Annotated in this window: 14 protein-coding genes; 8 read left to right on the forward strand and 6 right to left on the reverse strand. The window is 69.8% G+C overall.

Annotated elements, in window-relative coordinates; genetic code table 11:
* Positions 1 to 8: 8 nt before the first annotated feature.
* On the reverse strand, positions 9 to 1271 hold the full coding sequence (locus ACFTE1_RS03935; RefSeq protein ID WP_380617383.1) for a M18 family aminopeptidase: 1263 nt from the start codon (positions 1269 to 1271) through the stop codon (positions 9 to 11).
* A 54-nt stretch (positions 1272 to 1325) separates the two neighbouring features.
* Between ACFTE1_RS03935 and folP the strand changes: the two genes are divergently transcribed.
* The 3 genes from folP (at position 1326) to ACFTE1_RS03950 (ending at position 3442) form a co-directional block, all read left to right on the forward strand.
* A complete protein-coding gene (gene folP, locus ACFTE1_RS03940) occupies positions 1326 to 2189 on the forward strand; it encodes a dihydropteroate synthase (protein WP_380617382.1) in 864 nt (287 codons plus the stop codon).
* A 96-nt stretch (positions 2190 to 2285) separates the two neighbouring features.
* Positions 2286 to 2861 carry an RNA polymerase sigma factor gene (locus ACFTE1_RS03945; RefSeq protein WP_380617381.1) on the forward strand — a complete coding sequence of 192 codons (576 nt, stop codon included), beginning with the start codon at positions 2286 to 2288 and terminating at the stop codon, positions 2859 to 2861.
* The gene (locus tag ACFTE1_RS03950) at positions 2861 to 3442 is read left to right on the forward strand and encodes a hypothetical protein (protein WP_380617380.1); all 582 of its coding nucleotides are present in this window, start codon (positions 2861 to 2863) and stop codon (positions 3440 to 3442) included. The genes ACFTE1_RS03945 and ACFTE1_RS03950 overlap by 1 nt, the downstream gene beginning before the upstream one ends.
* Before the next feature lie 64 nt (positions 3443 to 3506).
* Here the strand turns inward: ACFTE1_RS03950 and ACFTE1_RS03955 are convergent, their stop codons facing one another.
* Both ACFTE1_RS03955 and dapE read right to left on the reverse strand, forming a co-directional pair.
* On the reverse strand, positions 3507 to 4190 hold the full coding sequence (locus ACFTE1_RS03955) for an LOG family protein (RefSeq protein ID WP_380617379.1): 684 nt from the start codon (positions 4188 to 4190) through the stop codon (positions 3507 to 3509).
* A 2-nt stretch (positions 4191 to 4192) separates the two neighbouring features.
* Positions 4193 to 5281: a succinyl-diaminopimelate desuccinylase gene (gene dapE, locus ACFTE1_RS03960; RefSeq protein ID WP_380617378.1), complete on the reverse strand. Its 1089-nt coding sequence runs from the start codon at positions 5279 to 5281 to the stop codon at positions 4193 to 4195.
* A 39-nt stretch (positions 5282 to 5320) separates the two neighbouring features.
* Here dapE and ACFTE1_RS03965 point away from each other — a divergent pair, with 39 nt between their 5' ends.
* Together ACFTE1_RS03965 and ACFTE1_RS03970 are read left to right on the forward strand one after the other, a co-directional pair.
* Positions 5321 to 6250 (forward strand): DapH/DapD/GlmU-related protein, encoded by a 930-nt coding sequence (locus ACFTE1_RS03965; protein ID WP_380617377.1) that lies wholly within the window; start codon positions 5321 to 5323, stop codon positions 6248 to 6250.
* A gap of 106 nt (positions 6251 to 6356) precedes the next feature.
* Positions 6357 to 6722 (forward strand): YbjQ family protein, encoded by a 366-nt coding sequence (locus tag ACFTE1_RS03970; RefSeq protein ID WP_380617376.1) that lies wholly within the window; start codon positions 6357 to 6359, stop codon positions 6720 to 6722.
* Between the two features lie 100 nt (positions 6723 to 6822).
* Here ACFTE1_RS03970 and ACFTE1_RS03975 read toward each other — a convergent pair whose 3' ends face one another.
* A complete protein-coding gene (locus ACFTE1_RS03975) occupies positions 6823 to 7962 on the reverse strand; it encodes an Mrp/NBP35 family ATP-binding protein (RefSeq protein ID WP_380617375.1) in 1140 nt (379 codons plus the stop codon).
* Between the two features lie 251 nt (positions 7963 to 8213).
* On the reverse strand, positions 8214 to 8816 hold the full coding sequence (amrA, locus tag ACFTE1_RS03980; protein ID WP_380617374.1) for an AmmeMemoRadiSam system protein A: 603 nt from the start codon (positions 8814 to 8816) through the stop codon (positions 8214 to 8216).
* 80 nt (positions 8817 to 8896) lie between these two features.
* On the opposite strand from amrA, the gene ACFTE1_RS03985 reads away from it, so the two are divergent.
* Both ACFTE1_RS03985 and ACFTE1_RS03990 read left to right on the forward strand, forming a co-directional pair.
* On the forward strand, positions 8897 to 9775 hold the full coding sequence (locus tag ACFTE1_RS03985; protein ID WP_380617373.1) for an SDR family NAD(P)-dependent oxidoreductase: 879 nt from the start codon (positions 8897 to 8899) through the stop codon (positions 9773 to 9775).
* A 149-nt stretch (positions 9776 to 9924) separates the two neighbouring features.
* The gene (locus ACFTE1_RS03990) at positions 9925 to 10704 is read left to right on the forward strand and encodes a vitamin K epoxide reductase family protein (RefSeq protein WP_380617372.1); all 780 of its coding nucleotides are present in this window, start codon (positions 9925 to 9927) and stop codon (positions 10702 to 10704) included.
* 101 nt (positions 10705 to 10805) lie between these two features.
* Here ACFTE1_RS03990 and cysC read toward each other — a convergent pair whose 3' ends face one another.
* A complete protein-coding gene (gene cysC / locus ACFTE1_RS03995) occupies positions 10806 to 12386 on the reverse strand; it encodes an adenylyl-sulfate kinase (protein ID WP_380617371.1) in 1581 nt (526 codons plus the stop codon).
* Positions 12387 to 12731: 345 nt separating this feature from the next.
* On the opposite strand from cysC, the gene ppc reads away from it, so the two are divergent.
* The gene (gene ppc / locus ACFTE1_RS04000; RefSeq protein WP_380617370.1) at positions 12732 to 15482 is read left to right on the forward strand and encodes a phosphoenolpyruvate carboxylase; all 2751 of its coding nucleotides are present in this window, start codon (positions 12732 to 12734) and stop codon (positions 15480 to 15482) included.
* The last annotated feature ends 52 nt before the right edge of the window (positions 15483 to 15534 follow it).

The raw sequence follows: 15534 nt of genomic DNA on the forward strand, positions 1-15534 counted from the left end.
CAGGACTCCTACAGCTGGAAGTAGCTCAGCGCCAAGTCCGCCAGGTGGTGCGCGTCCGCCGTGCCGCACAGCTCCCGCGAGGAGTGCATCGACAGGATTCCCGGGCCGACGTCGACGGTCAGCATGGACAGCTGGGTCGCCGAGAGCGGCCCGATCGTCGTCCCGCCGGGAATGTCGTTGCGGTTGACGTAGAACTGCCACGGGATATCCGCCGCCTCACAGGCGCGCACGAACAGGGCCTGCTCCTCGGCACCGGTCGCGTAGCGCTCGTTGGCGCTGGTCTTGAGCATCGGACCGCCGTTGGGAAGCGGGTGGTGGCCCGGCTCGTGCCGCTCGGAGAAGTTGGGGTGCACGGCCTGCCCGGTGTCGGAGGACATGACGGTGGAGGCGGCGAAGCGCTGCGCCACGGTCTCCTCGTCGGCAGCGAGGATGCGCCGCAGCGTCCGCTCGAGGAACGGCGACTGGGCCCCGGAGGAGGTCATCGACCCGCTCTCCTCGTGGTTGAACGACACGAACACCGGGATCTTCTCGCTGGACTCCACCTTGAGCAGGGCGGAGAGTCCGGCGTGGGTGGACATGAGGTTGTCCAGGCGCGGCGCGGCCAGGAACTCGTTCTCGCGCCCCAGGAAGCTCGGCTTCTGCGTACCCGGCAGCACCAGGTCGAAACCGAGCACGTCGCCGGCGGTCACGCCCGCCTCCTTGGCGACGAACTCCAGGAACTCGCCCTGCTCGACCGGTCCCAGGCCCCAGACCGGCGTCAGGTGCTGCTGGGCGTTGAGCTTCATGCCCTTGTTCACCTCGCGGTCCAAGTGGATGGCCAGGCGGGGGACCCGCAGCAGCGGCCGGTCCACGTGCACCAGCTTGATCGAGCCGTCGCGCAGCGCCAGGCGCCCGGCGACGCCGAGGTCGACGTCGAGCCAAGTGTCGTAGGGAATCCCGCCGTAGGTCTCGACCGCCACCTGCTTCCACCCCGCCACGCCCGTGTCGGGCTGCGGCTTGACCTTCAGAATCGGCGAGTCGGTGTGGGCGCCGAAGATGCGGAAGCCGTTCTGGAACTGGGCGGGGTCGTCGACGCGCCAGGCGATGATGGACCCGTCCTTGACCACGTAGTACGCGCCCGGCTCGTGCGGCCAGGCGGCGGCCTCGTCGAGCTCGCGGTAACCGGCGGCCTCGAGCCGATCGGCGGCGTTGGCGCAGGCGTGGTAGGGAGAAGGCGAAGCGTGGATGAACTCCGCCAGGTCCTTGGTGTGTGCGACATCGAATACGGCCACAATGCCCTCCGGTTCGTCTAGTACTGGCGTTTCCCACCTGTCAGGATAGAGAGCATGCCGGAGCTCAGACTAGGGCGTCGCGATTTTAGCGACGGACAATACGCCGTCATGGCGATCGTCAACCGCACCCCCGACTCCTTCTACGACGCGGGTGCCACTTTCGCCTACGACGCGGCGCTGGCCGCTGTCGAGAAGGCCGTCCGGGAAGGGGCGGACATCCTCGACGTCGGGGGCGTTAAGGCCGGCGAAGGCCCGGAGGTGCCCGTCGCGGAGGAGATCGACCGGGTGGTGCCCTTCATCGACGAGGTCTCACGGCGCCACCCCGAGCTGGTGATCTCGGTGGACACCTACCGAGCCGAGGTCGCCCGCGAGGCCGTCGCGGCCGGGGCGGACCTGATCAACGACACCTGGGCCGGCTGGGACCAAGAGGTCACCGCCGTCGCCCGCGACACCGGCGCCGGCCTCGTCATCAGCCACACCGGAGGTCTCGAACCGCGCACGGTCGCGAAGAAGGCCGTCTACGAGGACGTGGTCAAGGAGGTCCACGACGACCTGGTCTCCCAGGCCGAGAACGCCGTCGCCCAGGGAGTCCGCCGCGACGGTATCCTCATCGACCCCACCCACGACTTCGGCAAGACCACCTACCACTCCCTCGACCTCACCCGCCACCTCGACGTGCTCACCGAGAGCGAATGGCCCGTCCTGGTCGCCCTGTCCCGCAAGGACTTTGTGGGCGAGACGCTGAACCTCCCCACCGACGAGCGGCTCAACGGGACCCTGGCCGCCACGGCCGTCTCGGCATGGAAGGGCGCCCGCGTCTTCCGCGCCCACGACGTGCGGGCGACCAGGGAGGTCCTCGACATGGTCGCGGCGATCAAGGGGGACAAGGAGCCGAAAGCTCCGCACCGCAGCCTCTGACACCACCGGGACACCAACCGATTCCAGGCGATGTAACGCCTCGGGGCTCCCGAGCCAAGTACTCGTGAACCCCGACAAGGAAAAGGAGGTGAGCCGATGACCTCGGAGACGGTGCCGCTCATAGGAACCGATCCCGACGCCCTGGAGGACTTCTACCGGGAGCACGTCGAGGCCGTCCAGGACTTCGTGGCGCGCCGCGTCGCCGACCCCCACCGGGCCGCCGACCTGACCGCCGATGTCTTCCTCGCGGCCATCGACTCGGCCCACAAGTACCGGCCCGGCCGTGGAACGCCGCTCGGCTGGATCTACGGCATAGCCCGGAACGTCGTCGCGAACGACGGAAGGCGCCGGTGGCGGGCGGCCAAGGCCGGGCGGCGGATCTCCGGCCGGGCGCTCGCCGAACCGGACGACCTGGCCCTGCTGGAGGACCGCATCGACGCCGAGGCGCGGTCCCGCCGCCTGTACGAGGCCATGGACCGGCTCTCGGCGTCCGAACGGGCCGTTCTTGAGCTCGTCGCCCTCGACGGGCTCGCCGTCGCCGACGCGGCGGCCGTCCTGCGTATCAAGCCCGCGGCGGCGCGCGTTCGCCTGCACCGGGCCAGGACAAAAATGCGGAGCGACCTGGCTCCGCCGTCCCCCGCACTAGTAACCGCACCATCGGAGGCACTCTGATGACTGAAATGAACAAGCGCGGTTTCGAAGACCGACTGCTGCGCGAACTGAAGAACACCGTCCGGGAGAACAACCGGACCCCGGCGCGACGTTTCACCGGATTCCGAAGGTACTCACTGGCGGGCGCACTAGCGGCCGCTGTGGTGGGCGTCGGCGTCGCGGTCGTACCGCCCCTGGTCGAAAGCGAACCGGCGTACGCTGTGGAACTGGTGGAAGACGGCGTGATAAATATTGCGCTCTACGATGTCGATGCTGCCAAAGACCTTGAGAAGGAACTGAACGAACTGGGGGTCTCGGCAAAAATCGCGGTCACCGCCCCTGGTGAATACTGTTCGAACTGGTTCGGCTCGCCCGACACCATCACAGATCTATCGGATTTGGAAGACAATGGGTCGGACAACAGCGATAAACCTTCCGTGGGAATCAGCGTTCGCCCGGAAGATCGTTCAGGCGGTGAGGAAATGAACCTGGTTATCGAAATCCATCGGACCTCGGAAAGTGACTCGCTCAGATACGCGAGAGTACTTGTGGCCTGGACCGAATTGGAATTCGACGACTGTGAACCTGTCGCCATGAATTGAGCCTGACATCCCCCTGGTGAGGCAGGGCCGGAAGACTCCGGCCCTGCCCGAAACCGCGTCCGGCCTACTCCTGGCCGGCCTTCATGTGCGCCACGGCCTCGTCGAGGTCGTCGGTCACCAGCAGCAGGTCGACGTCCTTCTGGTCGATCTTCCCGTCGGCGGCCATCGTGTCGCGCAGCCAGTCGACGAGCCCGCCCCAGTAGGCCGACCCGATCAGCGCGATGGGGAAGTGGCCGACCTTCTCGGTCTGCACCAGCGTCAGCGACTCGAACAGCTCGTCCATGGTCCCGTAACCGCCCGGCAGGGCGCAGAAACCCTGCGAGTACTTCAGGAACATGACCTTGCGCGCGAAGAAGTAGTGGAAGTTCAACTCCACGTTCACATACGGATTGGTGCCCTGCTCGAACGGCAGCTCGATGCCGAGCCCCACCGAGCAGCCCCCGGCGTCGAAGGCGCCCCTGTTGGCGGCCTCCATGGTGCCCGGGCCGCCGCCGGTCACGACGCCGTACCCGGCCTCGACCAGTTTGCGCCCCAAGGTGACACCCTGCCCGTACTCCCGCGAACCCTCCGGCGTGCGGGCCGACCCGTACACGCCGATCGCCTGGCCGATCTTGCGGCTCTCCAGAGTCTCGAAGCCCTCGACGAACTCCGACTGGATCTTGAGGACCCGCCACGCGGCGTCCCTCTTCCACTGCTCGTCCAGAACGGACGACAGCAGACGCTCGTCGGCGGTCACACGTCGGCTCATGCTCACTCTTTCCCGGTCACAAAGGACCTCAAAACGGCGGCGCAGTTCTCGATGCGCTCGATCTCAACATGTTCTTCCCGAGTATGGGCGAGATTCGGGTCCCCGGGACCGAAGTTCACCGCCGGCACACCGAGCGCGGCGAACCGCGCCACGTCGGTCCAGCCGAGCTTCGCTTGGGCCTCACCGCCGGCGGCGGCGAGGAATGCGGCGGCGGACGGGCGGTCCAGCCCGGGCGGGCACGAGGGGGCGGAGTCGGTGACCTCGACGGCGTAGCCCTCGAAGACCTCGCGGACGTGGTCGGCGGCGGCCTCCTCGTCGCGGTCGGGGGCGAAGCGGTAGTTGACCTCGACCCAGCCCTCGTCGGGGATGACGTTCCCCGCCACGCCGCCGCCGATGCGCACGGCGTTGAGGCCCTCCCGGTAGAGCATCCCGTCGATGGGCACCTCGCGGGCGGTGTACGAGTTCAACCGGCCGAGCACGTCGGCGAGCTTGTGGAGCGCGTTGTCCCCCAACCAGGAACGCGCCGAGTGCGAGCGCTTCCCCTCGGTCTTGACGAGGGCGCGCATGGTGCCCTGGCAGCCGGCCTCGATCTTCCCGTAAGAGGGCTCCAGGAGGATCGCGAAGTGCGCCTCCAGCCATTCGGGGTGGGCCCGGGAGACGACGTTGAGGCCGTTGCGCTCCGACTCGACCTCCTCGCACTCGTAGAAGGCGAAGGACAGGTCGAAGGCCGGTTCCTTCACCTGGGTGGCGATCCACAGGGCCAGGGCGGTCCCCGACTTCATGTCGGAGGTGCCCAGGCCGTGCATGACGCCGTTCTCGGTGCGGGTGGGGAAGTTCTGGTTGACCGGCACCGTGTCCAGGTGTCCGGCGAGCATGACGCGTTGGGAGGCCGCGTCGCGTCCGCCCGAGCTCTGGGTGCGGGCCACGAGGGTGTTCCCGTGGCGGTGGACGGTCAGGTGGTCCCGCTCGCGCAGGGCCCGCTCGACGAGGTCGCACAGGTGCTTCTCATCGCCCGAGACCGACTCCACATCGCACAGCGCACGCGTGAGTTCGACGGGGTCGGCGAGGACGGCTTCACTAATTTTCTCCACGACTAAAGACTCTAGCGCGCCGGTGGTTAGGCTTTGGGGGTGAGTGAATACCGAACTGAAGCCGCCTGGGGTGCCGGGGTGGCGACCATCGCGAGCGACGGCACCGTCCTCGACGTGTGGTACAAGGACCTCGGGCTCGGGCCCGTACCCGCCGACGCGAAGGCGCCGAACGTGGCCGCCGAGAACCCGACCGGCACGGTCTCCAAGGGCGTGCTCGTGTCCATCGAGTCCCTGGCCGAGGAGCCGGAGACCACCGAGGACGTCTACCTGCGCCTGCACCTGATCAGCCACCGGCACGCGATTCCGCACTCGATCAACCTGGCGGGGATCTTCGGGCTCCTGCCGAACAACGCCTGGACCAACTTCGGCCCGGTCCCCGGCGACATGATCGACGACGCCCGCCTGCGGCTGCGCGGCGAGGGCCTTCTGCTGGAGGTCAAGTCGATCGACAAGTTCCCGCAGCTGGCGGACTACGTCATGCCCGCGGGGGTCCGCATCGCGGACACCTCCCGCGTGCGGCTGGGAGCGCACCTGTCGAGCGGCACGACGGTCATGCACGAGGGCTTCGTGAACTTCAACGCCGGCACCCTGGGCAACTCGATGGTCGAGGGCCGCATCTCCGCGGGCGTCGTCGTCGGGGACGGCTCGGACATCGGCGGCGGCGCCTCCATCATGGGCACCCTCTCCGGCGGCGGCAAGGAGGTCGTCTCGATCGGCGAGCGCTGCCTGCTGGGCGCCAACGCCGGCATCGGCATCTCCCTGGGCGACAACTGCGTCGTGGCCGCCGGCTGCTACGTGACCGCCGGCTCCAAGGTGACCCTGCCCGACGGCGAGGTCGTCAAGGCCGCCGCCCTCTCGGGCAAGGACAACCTGCAGTTCTGGACGAACACGCAGACCGGGCGCCTGGAAGTGCGCCCGCGCAGCGGCAGCTGGGGAGAGCTCAACGAGATGCTCCACGTCGGGCAGTAGCACCGCGGCGTGACGGCCCTCGTGGTACCCGGGTAGGAGCCCGGACGAGGGGAGTGCCTTCCCGGGTACGATGCGCCGCGGGCCGATCCGTCCTAGACTTCTCGGTATGACGATCATCGACGACCAGGGCGGCGCGATGCCCGCCCAGGACATCATCGTGACGACCACCGAGAACGTCCCCGGCCACTCGATAGACCGGGTGTACGGCGAGGTCTTCGGGGTGACGGTCCGTTCCAGGAACTTCGTCTCCGACTTCGGCGCGGGGGTGAAGTCCATCTTCGGCGGCGAGCTGAAGGGCCTGACCAAGGCCCTGGTGGCCTCGCGCGAGCAGGCCACCGAGCGCATGATCGACAAGGCCCGGGACCTGGGTGCCAACGCCGTGGTCATGATGCGTTTCGACGTCACCGACGCGCGCGACATCGGCACCGAGGTCTGCGCCTACGGGACGGCGGTGAGCGCCACGCCGAAGTAGCCACAGCGAAAGCAGTCATGACGACGAGAGGGGCGGGTTCTCACCCGCCCCTCTCGTCGTGTTCGGTCCGGTGCGCCCGAGGCGCCGGCCGTAAGTTGTCTCAGCCGCCGGTCGGCGTCAGGCCGAGCTGCTTGCCCGCCAGGGACACCTTCTTCACCGCCAGCTGGTCGGCCACGGCCATGATGGCCTGGGAGGTCTCGCAGTCGGGGTCGCTGACGACCAGCGGGACGCCCGCGTCGCCGCCCTCGCGGACGGCCGGGTCCAGCGGAATCTGTCCGAGCACGGGCACCTCGGCGCCGAGGTCGCGCGTCAGGGTCTTGGAGACCTGCTCGCCGCCGCCGGAGCCGAAGGGCTCCATGGTCGATCCGTCGGGCAGGCGCATCCAGGACATGTTCTCGATGACGCCGGCGATCTTCTGGTGGGTCTGCGAGACGATCGCGCCGGCGCGCTCGGCCACCTCGGCGGCGGCCTGCTGCGGCGTGGTCGCGAGGACCAGCTCGGCGCTCGGCAGCAGCTGCGCGACGGAGATGGCGATGTCGCCGGTCCCCGGGGGCAGGTCCAGCAGGAGAACGTCCAGCTCGCCCCAGTAGACGTCGGCGAGGAACTGCTGCAGCGCGCGGTGCAGCATGGGTCCGCGCCAGACCACGGCGGTGTTGCCGGGCGTGAACATGCCGATGGAGATGACCTTCATGCCGTGCGCGGTCGGGGGCATGATCATGTCCTCGACCTGCGTGGGGGCCTGGTCGGCGCCCATCATGCGGGGGATGGAGTGGCCGTAGATGTCGCAGTCGGCGACGCCCACGGTCAGGCCCTTGGCCGACAGCGCGGCGGCCAGGTTGACCGTCAGGGAGGACTTGCCGACGCCGCCCTTGCCGGAGGCGACCGCGAAGACCTTGGTCCGGTTGGTCGGCTCGTTGAACGGGATGACCGGCTCGGGGGCGGCCGGTCCGCGCAGGTTCTGCTGCAGCTCGCGGCGCTGCTCGTCGGTCATGACGCCGAACTCGACCGTCGCCTCTTCGATACCGCCGACGCGCATGGCGGCCTCCCGCACGTCCTTCGTCAGGGTGTCGCGCAGGGGACAGGCGGCCACGGTCAGGAGGATCTTGACGGTGGCTTGGGAGCCGGCCACGTCGATGGACTCCACCATCCCCAGCTCAGTGATAGGACGGCGGATCTCGGGGTCGTCGACCGTCGCCAGCTCGGCGCGGATCGCAGCAATAACATCGGCGGTATCTGACATGATTCCCATCCTAACTCGCAGGACCGCGACGCGGCCGCTGTGAGAATTCGGGAGTGACGTCTCCTCACCGGCGGAATAGGCGGGGCCCGCCGCCTGTTCGCGGTCCGGGGCGGCGTGCGGGTCCCGGCAGAGCGCATTGCGCGTTCAGCGGCGGCGCGCGGGGCGGGACACCGCGGTTCCGTACCGCCCGGCTCGCCGCCCCGAGACGTTGACGCGTCCGGCCGCGGGCATGGCGGGCACCGACGCCTCCGCTACGCGGGCTCTGCGAAGGACTCGGCGGTGTACAGCTCGGCGACCAGACCCTCCGGCCACGGCCAGCGCTCCGGGACCATGCCCTCGGGCCGCTCCCAGCCGCCCTTCTCCAGCAGCGCACGGACGAAATGCGCCGGGTCCGGCAGGTTCCCCCACACCGACGGCAGGAACGTGGAGCGCCTTCCGTCGGAACTCAGCAGCACGCCGTCCACCCCGGGCCGCAGCATCGGCACCAGCTCGCCGAACGACTCGGCCCCGGAGGGCTTGAGCGGCGACAGCACGGAGACGCTGATCCTCAGGTCGCCCAGCTCGCCGGCCTCTACCGGCGGCAGGCGCGGGTCGCGCGCGGCGGAGCGGGCGTTGTGCACGACGTCGTTCGCCAGCGGGCGCCGCGGCCACAGCGAGCCGATGCAGCCCCGCAGCTTCCCGTCGCGGTCCTTCACCGTCACGAACACCGCGCCCGGTTCGGTCAGCGCGCCGTAGTCCTCTTCGTCCACGCACGAGGCGATCAGCTCCGCCGGGGGAGCGGGATGGGGGTCGAAGCCCGTCTCCACCGCCCTGCGGGCCAGACGAACCACCAGAAATCCGAAATCACGTCCCATACTTCGATCTTCGCAGAAACCGCCCCGATTCACCCCCTCGGTGGTTTAGTTTGTCGTCCGCGTGTGACAGACTGATGCGCATGAGCAGTCCACGGGCACAGTCACGGAACGAGGGCGGCGAGGTTCCGGGGGTCATCACGCTCCCGGTCGGAGGAGCCGCGGCCGATCGGGGGCCGGACGAGGGCGTCCAGGCCGGAGCGAGGCTGCTGGAGCTGGACTCGCTGATAGGCAAGACCGCCTTGGTGACGGGAGCTGGAGCCGAGGACGGCATCGGCATGGCCGTCGCCACCCGCCTGCGCCTGGCCGGCGCGCGCATCGCGATCGTCTCCACCACCAAGCGCATCCACGAGCGCGCCGACGAGATCGACGCCGTCGGATTCGTCGCCGACCTGACCGACGAGGCCGAGGTGGAGGGCCTGGGCGACGCGGTCGTCGAGACCTTCGGCGACGTGGACATCGTCGTCAACAACGCCGGCATGACCTCCAAGACCTCCCCGGCCGTCACCCGGCCGGTGGCACAGCTGTCCTTCGAGGACTGGGAGCGCGAGATCGCGCGGAATCTGCACTCGGCCTTCCTGGTGAGCCGCTTCTTCACTGGAGCGATGACCGAGGCCGGATGGGGGCGCATCGTCAACATCGCCGCCACGGCCGGAAACGTCAGCGCCATACCCGCCGAGGCCGCCTACGCGGCGGCGAAGGCCGGAGTGGCCGGGCTCACCCGCGCGCTCGCGACGGAGGTCGTGGCCGACGGGGTGACGGTCAACGCCGTCGCGCCGGGGCTGGTGCGCACCGGCTCGTCCACCGTTCCGGAACTGCGTCGCAGCGTGGACTCGCCGATGGGGCGGCCCGGATCCCCTGAGGAAGTCGCGGCGGCCGTGGGGTTCTTCTGCAGCCCCGGGGCCTCGTACGTCACCGGGCAGACGCTCGTGGTCGACGGCGGCAACTCCGTCCGCGGCTGAGCGCCCCGATTCCTTTGCTACAGTGACGTTCGCAACAGGCGGAAACCGCCCGGCCCCGTGACCAGTCCAAGGGGCGGCGGGTCGATCCGACGGCCGCTCGCGTCGGCGGGCGCCCATAACCGGGGCCGCGAACCGATCGTTCTCCGGTTATGGACACGCAGACAGGCGACCGCGGCATGCCGGGAGACCGCCGGGCGCCGACTCACTGGGAGTCGGCCATGGACAGCGAAGGGATGACCGCCGTGACGCAGAGCGAGGGCGAGCACGACCGCATCGCGCCCCAGGACGACCGAACGCCCCGGACGACGATGACCGCGAAGGACACCGCGGGCAGGCGCGGCATGCGCTGGCCCGTCAAGGGCCAGGCCACCGCCGGCTGGGTGATCCTGTTCGGCGGCCTCCTCGGGCTCTTCGGCTCCTTCAGCCTCCTCTACGAGAAGTTCGCCAAGCTCAGCGACCCGAACCACACCATCAGCTGCGACATCAACCCGTGGATCTCCTGCGGCTCGGTCATGGAGACCCCGCAGGCGGCGCTCTTCGGCTTCCCCAACCCGTTCATCGGGATGGCGGCCTTCCCGATGGTCGTCCTCATGGGCGTCCTGCTCGCCGCGAGGGTGAGGCTCCCCCGCTTCGTGGTGCTCCTGTTCAACCTCGGCACCCTCGGCGGCCTGGTCTTCATCGGCTGGCTCATCTACCAGACCACCTTCAACATCGGCATCCTCTGCCCCTACTGCATGGTCGTCTGGGCGGGCGTCATCCCCGTCTTCTGGTTCTCCACGGTCCACAGCCTCCGCTCGGGCGCGATCCCGATCGGAGAGGGCTGGCGCGGCGCCGTGGACGACCTCCTCAAGGCCCACTGGATCGGCCTGGTGATCCTCTACCTGATCCCGGCGGTGCTGGTCTTCGCGACCTTCTCCGACAAGTTCTAGGCGGCGCCGCCCGACCGGCGCCCTCAATCCCGAACTCCCGACCGTTCGAAAAGGACCGCCGGGCCGCGTCACGCGACGCGGCCCGGCGGTCCTTTTCACCGTCATTCCAGGGCGAACCCGGAGGACTCCATCCAACCGCGGTCGGTGAGGTACTCCAGCACCTGCTCGATGGCCTCGCCAATGGTGATGTCGCTCGTGTCGATCCGCAGGTCGGCGTTGCCCGGCACCTCGTAGGGGTCGGAGACCCCGGTGAACTCCCGGATCTTCCCGGCGCGCGCCTTCGCGTACAGCCCCTTGCGGTCCCGCGCCTCGCACACCTCCAGCGGCGTGTTCACGTGGACGAGGAGGAAGTCCGCCCCGGCCGAGCCGGCCATCGCCCGCACCGCCTCGCGGTCCTCCTCGTAGGGCGCGATCGGGGCCGCGAGCGCGATCCCGCCGTGGCGCCCGATCTCGGAGGCCACGAACCCGATCCGGCGGATGTTCATCGACCGGTCGGCCTTGGAGAAGCCCAGCCCGGCCGAGAGGTGGCGGCGGACTATGTCGCCGTCCAGCAGGGTCACGGTGCGTTCGCCGTCCTCGCTGAGGACCTCGTGGACGCCGCGTGAGATCGTCGACTTGCCCGAGCCGGACAGGCCGGTGAACATGACGACGAGGCCGCGCTCGGCCCGGGGCGGCTTGGCGCGGCGCAGCTCGGCGGCGACGGCCGGGGGAGTGAACCACTCCGGCAGCTCGAATCCGCGCGCGAGCGTGTCGGCGACCTCGGCGTCGGACAGTCCCTTCTTGCGGAAGGGCGGGTCGATGTCCTCGACGGCCCGCCACTGGCCGTCGCGCTGGTCGTAGGCCAGCTCGCGCGGCAGGACGGCGCGGATACCCTCGCCCCCGCCGACGAACTCCGGCCCGGTCATGATGTGCGTGGCGCCGTAGGCGCGTGCGACGCGCGCGGCGAGGAGGCCGTCCTGGACGGTGTGGCCGCGCCGGGCGAGGGGGATCGACAGGATCGTGGCGGCAGGGAGGCGGTCGCGGGCGGCCAGGACGCTGCGCACCAGGGACGGGGTCGGCAGGGACATGTCGCCGCTGCCGGAGGTCTCCGACGCGGTGGGGATCATGACCAGCAGGTGGGCGCCGAGCTGGCGCGCGGCGCGCGAGAGCTGGGCCAGTTCCGGCCGGTGCAGCGGCTTCTCGGCGATGGCGGCCAGGACGCGCGAGGACGTGTAGGTCTCCTTCGCCTGCTCGGGGGTGGAGCGCAGGCCGATGAACACACCGTGGGCGCCGTCGCCGAAGCGCCTCAGGCTCCCGCCCAGGCGCACCTTGGCCGCGGCCCCCTCGGGGACGGCGACGGGAGTGGCGTCCTCGACCCGCATGACGGCCACCGGCGCGCCCTCGGAGTCGGCCAGCTGCAGGAAACGTGCCTCCTCGGGCTGCTCCTCCAGCTCGTCGGCGACCTCGCCGGGCACGTCCAGCACGATGGGGACGGGCCAGGAGACGGCCTCGGAGCCGGAGGCGCGCGAGGCGGGAAGGAATCCGGTCCTCGTGACCTCCTCGGCCTCCGCCGCGGTCATGAACCCGGTCAACGGGGCGTAGGCACCGGTCAGGAGGAGCTCTATGTCGGCCAGCTCGTCCGCGCCCGGGGTATGGGCGGGAGCGTCGGCGTAGTCCTCGGCGCTGTCGGGCCACTCTGGCATCTGGGTCCCTTTCTGGCGGGGCGTCTAGTGGTGTGCTGTCTACAGGATAGGGCAAACGGCACAAAGACGTCACCGCAGCTGACCGGCGGGAACGAGACGGATCTTCGCGCCCGTGCCCTGGGCGCGCGGACCGTCCGGGGCCCGTGGTTCCAGCATGCGGAACAGGTTGGCCGCCCGGAGTCCGAGGCATGCGTTACAGTGTGTTCGGAAACAACGTATAACCAGCCCACAACGTCGTCGGCGAGTGTTCCCCCGTGTTCCGCGTTCCACGGTGGCCCCAGCCGGGCTGAACCCATGGACGGACACCAAGCAGTACAGGCCCAACGTCCTCTACCGGAGTAAGCCATGGAATTCTACGAAAATCAATCGGCCGAAGACGACAAGCAGATGAGGGCTGACATCCGCCGCCTGGGCAACCTCCTGGGCCAGACCCTGGTCCGCCAGGAGGGCCCGCAGCTCCTGGAACTGGTCGAGGAGGTCCGCACTCTCGTGCGCGCCGACCCCGACGCCGTCCAGGGCCGCCTCTCCCGCCTCGACGCGACCGAGGAGGTGGACCTCGCCCGGGCCTTCTCCATGTACTTCCAGCTGGCGAACATCACCGAGCAGGTCCACCGCGCCCGCGACATGCGCCGTCGGCGCGCCGACACCGGCGGGTGGCTCGCCCAGGCCCGCGCCGACATCGAGTCCGCCGGCCTCTCCTCCAAGGCCATCTCCTCCGGAGCCGACCGTCTCGAGGTCCGCCCCGTCTTCACCGCCCACCCCACCGAGGCCTCCCGCCGCTCCATCCTCACCAAGCTGCGCAACGTGGCCGACCTCCTCGAAGAGGAGACCGCGGAGAAGGCCGTCATCGGCTCGGCCGACGTCGACGCCGTCAACGACCGCCTCGCCGAGATCATCGACATGCTCTGGCAGACCGACGAACTGCGCGTGGAGAAGCCCGAGCCGACCGACGAGGCCCGCAACGCCGTCTACTACCTCACCGACCTCTACCGCGAGGCCGCCTCCCGGGTCCTCACCGACCTGTCGGCGACCCTGACGGCCCTGGGGGCGCACCCCCGGTCGAACGGCTCGCCGATGAAGTTCGGCACCTGGATCGGCGGCGACCGCGACGGCAACCCGTTCGTGACCCCCGAGGTCACCGAACAGGTCCTGCTCATCCAGCACGAGCACGGCATCGCCGCCGCCGAGGGCGCCGTCTCCGAGCTGGTCCGCGAGGTCTCGGTGTCCGAGACCGTCCGCCCCGCCTCGCGCGACCTGGTCGCCTCCGCCGAGAAGGACCTCGAGACCGTCGCGATCCCCCAGCGCTTCCGCCGCGTCCACTCGGAGGAGCCCTACCGGCTCAAGCTGCGCGCCATCGAGGCCAAGCTGCAGAACACCCGGGAGCGCCTCGCCGGCGACCTGGCCCACCGGCCCGGCTGGGACTACTCCCACGCCGGAGAGCTGGTCGCCGACCTGAAGCTCATCCGCGACTCCCTGGCCCGCCAGCGCGGCCAGCTGGCCGCCAAGGGCGCCGTCGACCGCACCATCCGCACCGTCGAGGCCTTCGGCCTCGAACTGGCCAAGATGGACATCCGCGAGCACTCCGCGGCGCACCACGACGTGCTCGCCGAGCTCTACGACACCACCGGTGAACTGGAGCGGCCCTACGCCGAGCTGGACGACGCCGAGCGCGGCGCCCGGCTGGCCGAGGAGCTCTCCGGGCACCGGCCGCTCGCGCCCCGCAACGTCGAGCTGACGGCCCGCAACAAGAAGACCTTCGGCGTCTTCTCGACCATCGCCGAGACCCAGGCCAAGTACGGCCCGCAGATCATCGAGTCCTACATCGTCTCCATGACCCACACGGCCGCCGACATCCTCGCCCCGGTCATCCTGGCCCGCGAGGCCGGCCTGGTGGACATCGACCGCGGCAAGGCCGCCATCGGCTTCGTGCCGCTCCTGGAAGGCGTCGAGGAGCTCTCCGGAGCCGACACGCTGCTGGACGAGCTGCTCTCCCTGCCGGCCTACCGCGCCATCGTGGACGCCCGCGGCGGCGTCCAGGAGGTCATGCTCGGCTACTCCGACTCCAACAAGGAGTCCGGCATCGCCGCCTCCCAGTGGAGCATCCAGGTCGCCCAGCGCCGCCTCCGCGACGTCGCGCACAAGCACGGCATCCACCTGCGGCTCTTCCACGGACGCGGCGGCACCGTCGGCCGGGGCGGCGGCCCCAGCCACGAGGCGATCCTCGCCCAGCCCTCCGGAACTCTGGACGGCGAGATCAAGATCACCGAGCAGGGTGAGGTCCTGTCCGACAAGTACACCCTGCCGACCCTGGCGCGGGAGAACCTCGAACTGTCCGTAGCCGCCTCCCTCAAGGCGACCCTCCTGCACACCGAGCCGCGGCACGAGGCCGACGTGCTGGAGCGCTACTTCGGGCACATGGACTCCGTCTCGGGCGCCGCCAAGGAGACCTACCGCAAGCTCACCGGCACGCCCGGACTGTCCGACTACTTCTGGGCCGTCAGCCCCACCGAGCTGCTCGGCGCGCTCAACATCGGGTCGCGCCCGTCCAAGCGTCCCAACCAGGAGGCCGGACTCGACGGCCTGCGCGCGATCCCGTGGGTCTTCGGCTGGACCCAGTCCCGCCAGATCGTCCCCGGCTGGTTCGGCGTCGGCTCCGGGCTCGAGGCCGCCCGCAAGGCCGGCCTGGGCGACGAGCTGCGCGAGATGCACCGCAACTGGCACTTCTTCTCCAACTTCATCTCCAACGTCGAGATGACCCTGGCGAAGACCGACCTCACCATCGCCTCGGACTACGTCGACGAGCTGGTGCCGGAGAACCTGCACGGCATCTTCGACCAGATCAAGCGCGAGCACGCCAAGACCGTGCACGAGGTCCTCGAGATCACCGGCGAGGAGAGGATCCTCGCCTCCCAGCCGGGGCTCGCGCGGACCCTCGAAGTCCGCGACCTCTATCTGGCGCCGCTGCACTACCTGCAGATCTCCCTGCTCAGCCGCTACCGTGCGGAGGGCGGCGACGACGGGGCCGACCCGCAGCTCAAGCGGGCCCTGCTCATCACCGTCAACGGCATCGCGGCGGGCCTGAAGAACACGGGCTGAGCCCTCTCTCCAAGCGACCTCCGGGCCGCGGGCGCCGGAGCGCCCGCAGCCC

Source organism: Salininema proteolyticum, assembly GCF_042685645.1.
Classification (GTDB): domain Bacteria; phylum Actinomycetota; class Actinomycetes; order Mycobacteriales; family Micromonosporaceae; genus Salininema; species Salininema proteolyticum.

Coding starts and splice junctions, on each gene's coding strand:
- ACFTE1_RS03990 (WP_380617372.1), top strand. CDS start 9,925: ATGGACACGCAGACAGGCGACCGCGGCATGCCGGGAGACCGCCGGGCG.
- cysC (WP_380617371.1), bottom strand. CDS start 12,386: ATGCCAGAGTGGCCCGACAGCGCCGAGGACTACGCCGACGCTCCCGCC.
- ppc (WP_380617370.1), top strand. CDS start 12,732: ATGGAATTCTACGAAAATCAATCGGCCGAAGACGACAAGCAGATGAGG.
- folP (WP_380617382.1), top strand. CDS start 1,326: ATGCCGGAGCTCAGACTAGGGCGTCGCGATTTTAGCGACGGACAATAC.
- ACFTE1_RS03955 (WP_380617379.1), bottom strand. CDS start 4,190: ATGAGCCGACGTGTGACCGCCGACGAGCGTCTGCTGTCGTCCGTTCTG.
- amrA (WP_380617374.1), bottom strand. CDS start 8,816: ATGGGACGTGATTTCGGATTTCTGGTGGTTCGTCTGGCCCGCAGGGCG.
- ACFTE1_RS03985 (WP_380617373.1), top strand. CDS start 8,897: ATGAGCAGTCCACGGGCACAGTCACGGAACGAGGGCGGCGAGGTTCCG.
- ACFTE1_RS03950 (WP_380617380.1), top strand. CDS start 2,861: ATGACTGAAATGAACAAGCGCGGTTTCGAAGACCGACTGCTGCGCGAA.
- ACFTE1_RS03970 (WP_380617376.1), top strand. CDS start 6,357: ATGACGATCATCGACGACCAGGGCGGCGCGATGCCCGCCCAGGACATC.
- ACFTE1_RS03975 (WP_380617375.1), bottom strand. CDS start 7,962: ATGTCAGATACCGCCGATGTTATTGCTGCGATCCGCGCCGAGCTGGCG.
- ACFTE1_RS03945 (WP_380617381.1), top strand. CDS start 2,286: ATGACCTCGGAGACGGTGCCGCTCATAGGAACCGATCCCGACGCCCTG.